Source organism: Streptomyces tremellae, assembly GCF_039540215.1.
GTDB lineage: Bacteria > Actinomycetota > Actinomycetes > Streptomycetales > Streptomycetaceae > Streptomyces > Streptomyces tremellae.
The window spans coordinates 41,167-53,103 of record NZ_BAABEP010000008.1 but is presented as its reverse complement, the minus strand read 5'-3'; the positions used below and the strand labels follow the sequence as shown (position 1 = coordinate 53,103).

Genomic DNA, 11,937 nt, shown 5'->3' with positions numbered 1-11,937 from the left:
AGATGAGCTTTGGGTGAACTTCGTCCCGTAAAGAGCGATAAAGAATGATACGAGAGATTCAGGGCGGTCCATGACGAACCCGGAGCCCGGTGGGGCACCCCAGGACCCCGGCGCGCAGCCGGTGGCCAAGGCCGCGGCGCGCGCCGCACTCCTCGCGGCGCGGAGCGCGCTCTCCCCCGGCGCGCGCGCCGAGGCGGCAGCCGCGCTCGCCGCGCGCGCCCTCGAACTCCCCGAGGTCGCCGCGGCCGGCACCGTCGCCGCCTATGTCTCCGTGGGGCGCGAACCGGGTACGCACGCCCTGCTCGACATCCTGCGCGCCCGGGGCGTGCGCGTGATCCTGCCCGTACTGATGTCCGACAACGACCTCGACTGGGCAGTGTACGAGGGAGCGGAACGGCTGGCGCGCGGCCCTCGGGGCCTGCGGGAGCCCGCGGGCGTGCGGTTGGGGCCCCGGGCGGTGCTCGACGCGTCGGTGGTCCTGCTGCCCGGCCTCGCCGTGGACGGGCACGGCAGGCGGCTGGGGCGCGGCGGCGGCTCGTACGACCGGGTGCTCGCGCGGCTGGCGGACGCGGACGCGCACCCGGTGCTCGCGGTGCTGCTGTACGACGGCGAGGTGGTGGAGCGCGTGCCCGCGGAACGGCACGACCGCCCCGTCGACGCGGCGGTGACGCCAGGGGGCGTGCACCGCTTCGGCGGCGGGGCGGCCTGAGGCGGACGAAGAGGGCCGGCAGGGGCAGGCGGCGGGGCCGGGCGCGCCGCGCTCTCGCACGGCCGCCCGCGGCTCCTCACGGCTTCAGGGTCAGCTTGTCCTTGGTGGCCCTGTTCACGGCGTCGATGCCGAAGGCCCACGGCAGCAGCTCGCCGTCCTCCCACTTCTTCGTCTGGTCGGTGTAGTGCGCGCTGTACGCGTGCCCCGAGGCGCCCGTCAGGTTGATCCAGCGGGACTTGTCCCAGTCGCCGACGTTGACGACCATCCGCATCGAGGGGACGGTCGTCACCCTGTAGCCGCCCGCCGCGTTCCAACTCGTCGCGTCGACCGCGGAACCGCCGCCGCCCAGGTTGTAAGGGCCGCGGTTGAGCAGTGACTTGAGGAAGCCAGGGCCGCTGGTGCCGAGGGTGCTGTTGGTCAGCGTCAGCTGGTGCAGCCGCCCCCAGCTCCAGGTCGACATGTCCTTGCCGAGCTTCGCGGTCAGCTCCCAGCGCGCGTCCTTCATGGCACGGGCGAACAACTGGTCGCGGGTGGTGGTCGCGTGGTCCCTGCGGTTGCCCACCGAGGTCCACCAGCTGTTGTGGTCGTCCTTGAGGATGTTCCCCACGACCTCGAACCAGCGGTCGCCGCCGTCCGGCTGCGCCGTGTCGGCGGACCGCTCGCCGCACTCGCGCACCAGCGTGTCGGTGTCCGGCGGCCCGGTGCTCTGCGCCGGGCGCACGTTCAGGCACTGCCCCTTGACCCTGACCTCCTTCGGCAGCTTCTCGCCGAAGGCAAGCTCCAGGATGTTGCGCCAGACCGCGTTGAAGTACGCGGCGGCCGCGGAGTCGGGTTCCTGCGTGTAGTCCCAGTTCTCCAGGAGCTTCTGGGCCTGCCGCACCGCGGGGTCGGGCACGTTGTTCTTCGCGAGGTCGTCCTTGAGCAGGTAGGGCACCAGCTGCTTGGCGATCTCGCTGGTGTTGTCCATCTGCATGGCCTGCATGTCGTCGGTGGAGATCTTGCCGCCGCCGCGCGTCTTCGACTCGATGAGGTCGGTGATGCGCTGGCTGCGCGTGCCGTAGTCCCAGTCCTTCGTCAGCAGGTACGGGTACGTCGCGGTGTCCACGACCGCCTGGTTCGCGGTGACGATGTAGCCGCGCTTCGGGTTGTACTCGTACGGCATCGCGTCGAACGGGATCGACTTCTCCCAGTGGTACGCGGGGTCCCAGCCGGGTGCGGGCAGCGAGCCGTCGCCCTTGGCGCGCACCGGCACCTTGCCGGGCGCCTGGTAGCCGATGTTGCCCTGGGTGTCCGCGTAGACGAGGTTCTGCGAGGGGACCTCGAAGTGGTGCGCGGCGCTCCTGAACTGGGCGAAGTTCTGCGCCTTGTCCAGCGCGAATACGGCGTCCATGGTCTTGCCCGGCGTGAGCGCGGTCCACTCGAGGGAGACCGCGTAGCCGCTGCCCCGGTCGGGCGCGAGGCCCGGCACGGGTGCCTGCTTGCCGACCTTGACCAGCTCGTCGTCCCGGTCGGAGACCACCGGGCCGTGGATCGTGGAGCGCACGACGATGGTCCTGCTGCCCCCGCCCGCGATCTTGATCGTCTCCTTGCGGGTGGTGAACTTCTTGTCCTTGTCGCCGTACTGGTAGGTGTCGCCGTCGACCTTCTCCAGGTAGAGGTCGGTCACGTCGGCGCCGAGGTTGGTCAGCCCCCAGGCGATGTCCGCGTTGTGGCCGATGATCACACCGGGCATGCCGGAGAACGTGTAGCCGGAGACGTCGTACTGGCAGCTGGGCGAGATGGTGCGGCAGTGCAGCCCCATCTGGTACCAGACCGAGGGCAGGCTCGGCGACAGGTGCGGGTCGTTGGCCAGCAGCGGCTTGCCCGTGGTGGTCAGCTTCCCTGACACCACCCAGGAGTTGGAGCCCACGCCGCTGCCGCTGCCGCTCGGACCGAAGATCTGCGGGATGGCGTCGAGGGAGTCGGAGAGAGAGCCGAGCTGCGCGTCGACGGCCTGCGTCGCGCCCGACGCGGTGCTCGCGTCGTCCTGGTACGCGGCGGTGTCGGCGGAGACGGCCGAGCCGTCGGCTGCGAGGCCACTGGCCGTGGTGCCGGCGCCCGTGCCCGTTCCGGTGTTCGTGCCCGCGCCGGTCGAGGCGCCGACCGTACCGGTGCCGGTGCCCGAGCCGTCGCCCGTGCCGGAGAGTCCCGTGGTGCCGCCGGACACCGGCGGCAGGTCCTGCCCGGTACCCGTGCCGGGGTCGGTGCCCGTGCTCTCGTCACCCGAGGTGGCCTTCGGGTCGAACGTGCCGTCCACGACCGTGCCGCCCTGCACGATCGGCTTGTTCTTGGCGGCCGGATACGGCGGGTAGAGCTGGTCGATCTGCTTCGTGCTGAGCCGGCTCGTCAGCAGGGACCTGTCGATCTCGTCCTGCATGTTGCCGCGCAGGTCCCACGCCATGGCCTTGAGCCAGGCCACCGAGTCGACAGGCGTCCACTTGGCGGGCTTGTACGAGCCGGTGAGGTTGAGCGCCGCGTACTCGACGGAGATGTCCTTCGCCGGCCGGCCCTTGAGGTAGGCGTTGACGCCGTCCGAGTACGCCTGGAGGTTCTTCTTGGTCTCGGTTGACAGCTCGTGGTCGTACTCCTGCTGGGCCACCCCGTGCCAGTCGAGCGTGCGCAGGAAGGCGTCCGTGTCCACCTGGCTCTTGCCGAACATCTCCGAGAGGCGGCCCGAGGTCATGTGGCGCCTGACGTCCATCTCGTAGAACCGGTCCTGCGCCTGCACGTACCCCTGCGCGCGGAACAGGTCGGTGTCGCTGTTCGCGTAGATCTGCGGGATGCCGTAGCCGTCCCGCTCCACGTCGACCGGGCCGCTGAGCCCCTTGAGCTGGACCGACCCCGACGTCTGGGGCAGGGAGGAGCGGACGGTGTCGACGCCCCAGTACGCCCCATACCCGATCCCCGCGACCAGCGCCAGGACCAGGACGATCACGATCAGCCGGGCGCGTCGCCCCTTCTTCTTTGCGGGAGGGGGAGCCGAATTGGCGGGCATCGCTGTCCTTCGCGGGGCAGGGCGGTCCTGGAAATGCTGGAGCAACTGTAGGCGCAGTAGCCGGTTCACTCGGACGCGGAGTCCCGTTGAGCCGATCCAGTGATCGCACGCACACTCGAACGCGTCAAGAAAACGTTAAAGATTAGGTAAGGTAACAAAGTACCGGCCCGCCGGAGGAACGATCCGGCTCGCGTGGGAGGAAGGATCGGCCCCTGACTGTCCACCAGCTCAACATCCTGTTGCTCATCTGCTCCCTGGTCCTGCTCGTCGCCGTCGCGGCCGTGCGCATCTCGTCCCGGAGCGGGCTCCCCAGCCTGCTGATCTACCTGGGCATCGGCGTGGTGATAGGTCAGGACGGCTTCTTCCATGTCCGCTTCGACAACGCGGAACTGACCCAGGTCATCGGCTACGCGGCCCTTGTCGTGATCCTCGCCGAGGGCGGCCTCGGCACGAAGTGGAAGGACGTCAAGTCCTCCCTGCCCGCGGGCATCGCCCTGTCGACCCTCGGGGTCGGCGTCAGCATCGGCGTCACCGCGGCCGCGGCGCACTACCTGGTCGGCCTCGACTGGCGGCAGGCCGTGATCATCGGCGCTGTGGTCTCCTCGACGGACGCGGCCGCGGTCTTCTCCGTGCTGCGGCGGGTGCCCCTGCCCACCCGGGTCACCAGCGCGCTGGAGGCCGAGTCCGGGTTCAACGACGCCCCCGTGGTGATCATCGTGGTGGCGCTGTCCTCGACCGGGCACGTGGAGAGCTGGTACGTGCTGGTCGGGGAGATCCTGCTGGAACTCCTGATCGGCGCCTGCGTGGGCCTCGCCGTGGGCTATGCCGGCGCCTACGGGCTGCGGCGCGTGGCGCTGCCTGCCTCCGGCCTCTACCCGATCGCCGTGATGGCCATCGCCGTCGCCGCGTACGCCATCGGCGCCACGGCGCACGGCAGCGGCTTCCTCGCCGTCTACCTCGCGTCCATGGTCCTCGGCAACGCGCGCCTGCCGCACGCCCCCGCCAACCGCGGCTTCGCCGAAGGGCTCGGCTGGATCGCGCAGATCGGCATGTTCGTCCTGCTCGGGCTGCTGGTCACCCCGCACGAACTCGGCGCGGACTTCTGGCCCGCCGTGATGGTCGGGCTGGTCCTCACGGTCGTCGCGAGACCCCTGTCCGTCCTGCTCAGCCTCGGCCCCTTCCGCATCCCGTGGCAGGAGCAGGCCCTGATGTCGTGGGCGGGTCTGCGCGGCGCCGTCCCGATCATCCTGGCGACCATTCCGGTCGTGGCCCGGATCGACGACAGCCGCCGGATCTTCAACATCGTCTTCGTGCTCGTCGTCGTGTACACGCTGGTGCAGGGTCCGACCCTGCCCTGGCTCGCCAAGGCCCTGCGGCTCGGCAGTTCGTCGGACGCGGCCGACCTCGGCATCGAGTCGGCGCCCCTGGAGCGGCTGCGCGGCCATCTGCTGTCCGTGGCCATCCCCCGGCGCTCCAAGATGCACGGCGTCGAGGTGGGCGAGCTGCGGCTGCCCCAGGGCGCGGCCGTGACCCTCGTCGTACGGGACGACAACAGCTTCGTGCCCCAGCCGTCCACCCTGCTGCAACGCGGCGACGAACTCCTCGTCGTGGCCACCGACCCGGTGCGCGACGCCACGGAGGAACGCCTGCGCGCGGTCGGCCAGAGCGGCAAGCTCGCCAGCTGGCTGGGCGGCCGGGGCGCACCGGGCACACCGGGCACACCGGGCGCCGCCGGCGGGGGCGCGGGCGGCGGGCGGCGCCGGACCGCCGGAAGCACCGGAAGCGACCGGGACGGCGGGAAGCGATGACCCACGCGGGGCCTCACCCGGGGGGCGCGCCCGCCGGGGCGTCCCCCGGCGGGCGCCCCGGCGCGGTGGCCCCGACGGAAGCAAGGCCGACCGGTCGCTTCTCCGTCCATTCGCAGGGCTCACATCCCCGGTGCCTGTAGGATTGGCGAGCTGTGGATGCGCCGCGACAGCCCTCTCCGAGGCCGGGCCCCAGAGCCCGACGCTCCGCACGCGCGTCCCCGCACCGCGACGTCCTCACGTCGCCACCTCACTGACCGAAGCACTCGACAGTTCTCGACCCCGTCTGACGCAGGGCTGGCGCGGCCCCCGGGCCCGCGCACAGCGGACAGCCTTCGGCCGCCCCTCACGCAGGGGCGCGTCACCAGACGGCAGAAAGGCAAGGACCGTGTCCCACACGGTCGACTCCCCCGCCGTGGAAACGGCCGCCCCGAGGCCCGGCTACGGGCAGCTCCTACGGACCCCCCGCGCCTGGACCTTCCTCGTCCCTGGCTTCGCGGCCCGGCAGCCCTTCGCGATGCTGACCATCGGCATCGTCCTGCTCATCCAGCACACCACCGGCTCCTACGGCACGGCGGGCGCCGTCGCCGCGACGACCGGCGTGGCCATGGCGCTGTGCGCGCCGCAGAGCGGCAAACTCGCCGACCGCGTCGGACAGGCCCGCGTGCTGGTCCCCGGCGTGCTCGCGCACGCCGCGTCCGTCGCGGCGCTCATCGCGCTCGCCCTCGCCGACGCGCCCCTGTGGACGCTGTTCGCCGCGGCGGTGCCGACCGGCGCCTCCGTGCCCCAGATCGGCCCGATGGTGCGCTCGCGCTGGGCGACCGCGCTGGCCGGGTCCCCGGGGACCGCCCGGCTGCTGCCGACCGCCGCCGCCTTCGAGTCCGTGACCGACGAGTTCACCTTCGTCATCGGCCCCGTGCTCGCCACCGCCCTGTGCACAACCGTCCACCCGGCGGCGGGACTCGGGGCCGAGGGTGCGCTCACCCTCGCGGGCGGCCTCCTGTTCGCGGCCCGCAGGGCCACCCAGCCACGCCCCCTCAGCGCCGGGACCGGGGCGCGCGGCGCCCGCGCCTCCGCCCTCTCCGTGTCCGGCGTACGCGTGCTCGCCGCGGCCTTCCTCGGCATCGGGACCGTCTTCGGCGGGATGCAGGTCTCCCTGGCCGCGTTCGCCGAGGAGATCGGCAGCCCCGCCGTGAACGGCCCCCTCTACGGCGTCTTCGCGGCAGGCAACATGCTCTCGGGCCTCGCCTTCGGCGCCATCACCTGGAAGACCGGGCCCCGGCGCAGGCTGGTGCTCGGCTACGGCGGCCTGACGCTGATCGCCGCCACGCTGTGGGCCGTCCACTCCGTGCCGCTGCTCGCCCTCCTCGGCTTCCTCGCGGGACTGTGCATCGCCCCCGCGCTGATCAGCGGATACACCCTGGTCGACGCGCTGGTGGAACCCTCGGCGAGGACCGAGGCGTTCACCTGGCTGACCGGAGCCGTCGCCCTGGGCCAGGCCGCGGCGGTCACGGTCGCCGGCCGGCTGGCCGACGCGCACGGCGCGCGCGCCGGTTTCCTGGTGCCGCTCGCCGGCACGGGCCTCGCCCTGATCGTGCTGCTCTCCTTCCAGTCGAAGCTGCTGCCCCGGGGCGCGGGGCACAGCGCGATACGTGCGATGGGTCACCGGGAACCGGCGGCAGTGGACTGATGGCGCGGAATACGTCACTATGGAGCGTCGTTAGCACTCATCGAGTGAGAGTGCCAGGAGGAGCAAGTGCCGACCTACCAGTACCAGTGCACCGAATGCGGCGAGGGCCTCGAAGCGGTGCAGAAGTTCACCGATGACGCCCTGACCGTGTGCCCCAACTGCCAGGGACGCCTCAAGAAGGTGTTCTCGGCTGTCGGCATCGTCTTCAAGGGATCCGGTTTCTACCGCAACGACAGCCGCAGCTCGTCGTCGAGCAGCGCCCCCGCGGCGAAGTCGTCGTCCTCGGAGTCCAAGACCTCCTCCGAGTCCAAGGGCTCCTCAGACTCGAAGACGGCCGCCTCGTCGTCTTCTTCGTCCTCGACGTCCTCGACCTCGGCCCCGTCGAAGTCTTCCGCCTCGTCGAGCGGCTCCTCGGCCGCCTGAGCCAGCCCGGCTCCGCCTCCTTGCCGAATGCCCCGGCCCGCCCCGTGCGGGCCGGGGCATTCGGCTGTCCGCTCCTTCTTCCGCCGCTGCCTCCGCCGCCTCCTCCGGGTACGGCCGGGGTGCGCGGCCACCGCCTCCGCCGACTACGGCCGGGGTGCACGGCCGCGGCTGTCGGCTGATCTGCGGCGACGGTTAGGGTGACGGCCATGGCGAACGCAGAGATCGGCGTGATCGGTGGCTCCGGCTTCTACTCCTTCCTCGATGACGTGACCGAGGTCGAGGTGGAGACCCCTTACGGTCCCCCGAGCGACTCTCTCTTCCTCGGCGAGGTCGCGGGCCGGCAGGTGGCCTTCCTGCCCCGGCACGGGCGCGGCCACCACCTCCCGCCGCACCGCATCAACTACCGCGCGAACCTCTGGGCACTGCGCTCCGTGGGAGTCCGCCAGGTGCTCGGCCCCTGCGCCGTGGGCGGTCTGCGCCCCGAGTACGGCCCCGGCACCCTGCTGGTGCCGGACCAGCTGGTCGACCGCACGAAGTCGCGGACGCAGACGTTCTACGACGGCCTGCCGCTGCCCGACGGCAGCAGGTCGAACGTCGTCCACACCTCGCTGGCCGACCCCTACTGCCCCGAGGGCCGCAAGGCGGCCGTCGCGGCGGCGCGCGGCAAGGGGTGGGAGCCCGTCGAGGACGGCACACTGGTGGTGATCGAGGGACCGCGCTTCTCCACCAGGGCGGAATCCCGGTGGCACGCGGCCATGGGCTGGTCGGTCGTCGGGATGACCGGTCATCCCGAAGCGGCACTCGCTCGTGAACTCGGCCTCTGCTACACCTCCATGACGCTCGTGACGGACCTTGACGCGGGGGCGGAAACGGGTGAGGGCGTCTCGCACGACGAAGTGCTGAGGGTCTTCGCCGCGAATGTGGAGCGACTGCGCGACGTGCTGTTCGACGCGGTGGGCGGACTGCAGGCGAGCGAGACACGCGACTGCCTCTGCGCACACGCCCTCGACGGAATCGATCCCGGGATCAGCCTGCCCTGACCGCCGGGCGGCGAACCGCCGCCGCACCGGCCCAGCGCACAACCACCCCCGCGGGTGAGCGAGTTGTCCACAGCCCGGGGGGTTGTCCACAGGCCCCGGCGGGATTCGGCGAGGCGGGGCAAGGTGAGGGGCGGCGACCGCGTCGAGGCGGTCGCGCACCCTTCACAGCAGGCGGTGGTCCGGCATGTCCCGCAGTGTTCCCCACAGTGTTCCGACCGATTCGACGCACGCGTCCGCCCCCGCGGGCCCGTCCGCGCTCTCCCCTTCGTCCCTTCCTTCGCCCCTTCCTTCGCCGCCTTCTTCCTCCCCTCCTTCTTCTCCTTCTCTCCGCCCGCTGTGCGCCCGGCACCGGCCCCCGGGCGGCCCCTCGGTGCCCGAACCGCGCGGTGTGCCCGCCTTCGACCCCGTGCGTGTGCGCGGACAGCGGGACCGCCTGCGCAGGGCGGTGCTGCGCAGGCAGCGCGTCATGGCGGCGGGCCTCGCGGTGGGTGCCGCCGTGCTCGCCCCGACCGGCGCCGGCGGCGCCACGGGCGCGGCCGGCCCCGTCTCCTCGCGCACGGGCCCCGACGCGCGGGCGGGCGAGCACACGGGCGCGGGCGGGCGCCAGGACACACCGGTCGGGGCGGAGCCCGCGGCCCGCCCACCGGACGGCCCCGCTGAGCGCGGTGTGTCCGCGCCGGTGCGCATCGCCGACGCCGCGACCGTGCGGCTGCTGCGCCCCGGGGACAGGGTCGACGTGATCGCCACCCCGGCCGCGGTGCCGGGCGCCGCGGACCGGGCGCCCGAGGCCAGGACCGTGGCCTCGGGCGTGAGGGTCGCGGAGATCCCCGATGCGGGCCCCGATGACCCGGTCGAGGGCGGCGCGCTGCTGGTGCTCTCGGTGTCACGGCGGGTCGCCGCGGAGCTCGCCGCGGCCGCCCCGGTGTCCCAGCTGGCGGTCACACTGTGCTGACACTGCGAGAGAAACACCTGGTCGCAGCGGCGTGTCGTCAATCTGGTGTGACGCCGGACTGGACAGCGACGCCCTGCCCTGACGTAAGTTGCCAGGCAGAATGCCACCCCTTTGGCACGGGCGAAGAAAGGCTCTTTCGTGAGCAAGGAGAAGGAGAGCGTGCTGGCGGGCTTCAAAGCCTTCCTGATGCGCGGGAACGTCATCGACCTCGCGGTCGCGGTCGTCATCGGCGCCGCGTTCACGAACATCGTGAACGCGGTCGTGAAGGGCGTCATCAACCCGGTGGTCGGCGCCTTCGGCACCCAGGACCTGGAGCAGTACACCTACTGCCTCCAGGCCCCCTGCACGACCGACAAGGCGGGAGAGGCGACACACGGCATCGAGCTCATGTGGGGAACGGTCCTCAGCTCCGCGCTGAACTTCCTCATCACGGCGGCCGTCGTCTACTTCCTCATGGTCCTGCCGATGTCGCGGTACCTCGCCAGGCGCGCCCGGCTCCTGGCCGCCAAGGAGGAGGTGCCGGTGGAGACCGTCGTGGAGGCCAGCGAGCTGGACGTGCTGAAGGAGATCCGCGACACGCTCGTCTCGCAGCGCGGCCCCGGCGGCAGCGAGACCGTCGTTCCGCAGCGGAAGTAGGGCCGCTCTGCGGGCCGCCCCGTCAGATGTGGTGGGGCGGCTTCTCGTCGAGGAACCGTGCCAGGTCGGCAGCGCTGCCCGAGGCAGCGGAGGGGCGCTCGCCCCAGCCGTCGTCGGTGTCGTCCGCCGCCCGCTGGTCCAGCGGGTCGTCGAAGACCAGGCGGGGCCGGGCGGCGGGCGGGGCCTGGGGCGCCGCCCCTGCGGGTGCTCCGGCCCGCCCGGCGTCGTCGGGCTCTGGCCCGGTGGCTGTGCTCATGCCCCCAGCCTACGGCGGTCGGCAGGGCTGCCGGCGAGGGCGGAAAGCGCGTCCTCGTCCGGCATGGCCGCCGAGTCTGATGTGCTGGGCGCATGACGACGGCAGGCCCCAGGAAAAGGATGGCAGGTGTCGTGCGGCACATGACCGCACGCGCGCGGGACGAGGAGCACCGCGCCTCGACACCGTTGGAGCTCTTCTTCGATCTTTGTTTCGTCGTCGCGGTGGCCCAGGCCGGCGCGCGACTGGTGCACTCCCTCGCGGAGGGGCACGTGGGCAGCGGCGTGATCGGCTATGTCTTCGTGTTCTGGGGCATCTGGTGGGCCTGGATGAACTTCACCTGGTTCGCCTCGGCCTACGACGTCGACGACGTGCCCTACCGGGTGGCGACGCTGGTGCAGATCTGCGGCGTCCTGATCTACGCCGCGGGCGTGCCGCGGGCCTTCTCGGAGAACGACTGGACGATCGCCGTCATCGGCTATCTGGTCATGCGGCTGGCGCTGACCTGCCAGTGGCTGCGGGCGGCGGCCTCCGAGGACCGCGGAAGCCGGGCGCGGCGCACCGCCGTGCGGTACGCGGTGGGGGTGGCGGTCTGCCAGGCGGCGTGGGTGGGGCTGCTGTGGGCGCCGGAGGGGACCCGCCGATGGCTGTTCCTCGTCGTGGGCATCGCCGAGATGCTGGTGCCCGTGGTGGCGGAGCGCGCCCAGGAGACGCCGTGGCATCCGCACCACATCGAGGAGCGCTACGGGCTGTTCACGCTGATCGTGCTGGGCGAGACGATGTCCGCTGCCACGGTCGCGGTGCAGTCGGCGCTCGACGAGCACGAGGCGCTGGACCGGCTGCTGCCGATCGCGGGCGGCGGCATCCTGATCGTCTTCGCCGCCTGGTGGGTCTACTTCGCGGCCCCGGTCCACCAGCGTCTTGCCAGCGACAGGGAGGCCATTCCCTGGGGTTACGGGCACCTCGCGATCTTCGGTTCCGCGGCGGCGATCGGGGCCGGTCTCGAAGTGGCCGTCGAACAGGCGGTGGGCGAGGCGCACATCTCGGCCCGGGCGGCGGGGGCGGCCGTGTGCGTGCCGACGGGGGTCTTCCTGCTCGTGGTGTGGCTGCTGCACGCGCGGCACTTCAAGCGGGGTCTGGCGGAGCAACTGGTGCTGCCGTTCACCTCGGTGGCGGTGGTGTGCTGCCTCTTCGCGGGCGAGTGGGCGGTACCGGCGGCGGGTCTGGCGGCGGCCGCCGCGGTGGCGGTCGGTGTGACGCTGGCCGCGCGGATCCCCGAGGACGGGTCGGGCGGGTCGGGCGGTCCCGTACGCGGCCTGCCGCCCGCGGGAGCGGAGGGCGCCGCCGACGCCGGGGAGGGCCCCCGGTGACGCGGGAGCGCCCCGGCGGCGGGCA

10 protein-coding genes are annotated in these 11,937 nt (G+C 72.2%); 8 read left to right on the top strand and 2 right to left on the bottom strand.

The genetic code is table 11. The features are described 5' to 3' along the window. Positions 1–70: 70 nt before the first annotated feature. Entirely contained in the window at positions 71–709 is a 639-nt protein-coding gene (locus tag ABEA77_RS08865; protein WP_345643588.1) for a 5-formyltetrahydrofolate cyclo-ligase, read from the top strand. Positions 710–785: 76 nt separating this feature from the next. Here the strand turns inward: ABEA77_RS08865 and ABEA77_RS08860 are convergent, their stop codons facing one another. After that, complete coding sequence (locus ABEA77_RS08860) at positions 786–3,743, bottom strand: penicillin acylase family protein (RefSeq protein ID WP_345643586.1); 2,958 nt, start codon at positions 3,741–3,743, stop codon at positions 786–788. Positions 3,744–3,982: 239 nt separating this feature from the next. Between ABEA77_RS08860 and ABEA77_RS08855 the strand changes: the two genes are divergently transcribed. The 6 genes from ABEA77_RS08855 to mscL all read left to right on the top strand — a co-directional run bounded on the left by ABEA77_RS08855 (position 3,983) and on the right by mscL (position 10,289). Then, positions 3,983–5,551, top strand: coding sequence for a potassium/proton antiporter (locus ABEA77_RS08855; RefSeq protein ID WP_345643583.1), 1,569 nt, complete (start codon positions 3,983–3,985; stop codon positions 5,549–5,551). 385 nt (positions 5,552–5,936) lie between these two features. Further along, the gene (locus tag ABEA77_RS08850) at positions 5,937–7,238 is read left to right on the top strand and encodes an MFS transporter (RefSeq protein WP_345643580.1); all 1,302 of its coding nucleotides are present in this window, start codon (positions 5,937–5,939) and stop codon (positions 7,236–7,238) included. A gap of 66 nt (positions 7,239–7,304) precedes the next feature. Continuing rightward, a complete protein-coding gene (locus ABEA77_RS08845; RefSeq protein WP_345643577.1) occupies positions 7,305–7,661 on the top strand; it encodes an FmdB family zinc ribbon protein in 357 nt (118 codons plus the stop codon). 206 nt (positions 7,662–7,867) lie between these two features. Further along, the gene (locus ABEA77_RS08840) at positions 7,868–8,701 is read left to right on the top strand and encodes an S-methyl-5'-thioadenosine phosphorylase (protein WP_345643574.1); all 834 of its coding nucleotides are present in this window, start codon (positions 7,868–7,870) and stop codon (positions 8,699–8,701) included. 370 nt (positions 8,702–9,071) lie between these two features. Beyond that, positions 9,072–9,653, top strand: a complete 582-nt coding sequence (locus tag ABEA77_RS08835) for an RcpC/CpaB family pilus assembly protein (protein WP_345643571.1) — start codon at positions 9,072–9,074, stop codon at positions 9,651–9,653. Positions 9,654–9,791: 138 nt separating this feature from the next. Next, positions 9,792–10,289, top strand: a complete 498-nt coding sequence (mscL, locus tag ABEA77_RS08830) for a large conductance mechanosensitive channel protein MscL (protein WP_345643569.1) — start codon at positions 9,792–9,794, stop codon at positions 10,287–10,289. 22 nt (positions 10,290–10,311) lie between these two features. Here the strand turns inward: mscL and ABEA77_RS08825 are convergent, their stop codons facing one another. After that, positions 10,312–10,545: a hypothetical protein gene (locus tag ABEA77_RS08825; RefSeq protein WP_345643567.1), complete on the bottom strand. Its 234-nt coding sequence runs from the start codon at positions 10,543–10,545 to the stop codon at positions 10,312–10,314. Positions 10,546–10,637: 92 nt separating this feature from the next. Between ABEA77_RS08825 and ABEA77_RS08820 the strand changes: the two genes are divergently transcribed. Next, on the top strand, positions 10,638–11,912 hold the full coding sequence (locus ABEA77_RS08820; RefSeq protein WP_425588235.1) for a low temperature requirement protein A: 1,275 nt from the start codon (positions 10,638–10,640) through the stop codon (positions 11,910–11,912). Positions 11,913–11,937: the final 25 nt, after the last annotated feature.

What these genes read in the sequence shown, in the direction of transcription:
- ABEA77_RS08825 (WP_345643567.1), bottom strand. Translation starts at nt 10,545, where the DNA reads ATGAGCACAGCCACCGGGCCAGAGCCCGACGACGCCGGGCGGGCCGGA.
- ABEA77_RS08820 (WP_425588235.1), top strand. Translation starts at nt 10,638, where the DNA reads ATGACGACGGCAGGCCCCAGGAAAAGGATGGCAGGTGTCGTGCGGCAC.
- ABEA77_RS08865 (WP_345643588.1), top strand. Translation starts at nt 71, where the DNA reads ATGACGAACCCGGAGCCCGGTGGGGCACCCCAGGACCCCGGCGCGCAG.
- ABEA77_RS08860 (WP_345643586.1), bottom strand. Translation starts at nt 3,743, where the DNA reads ATGCCCGCCAATTCGGCTCCCCCTCCCGCAAAGAAGAAGGGGCGACGC.
- ABEA77_RS08840 (WP_345643574.1), top strand. Translation starts at nt 7,868, where the DNA reads ATGGCGAACGCAGAGATCGGCGTGATCGGTGGCTCCGGCTTCTACTCC.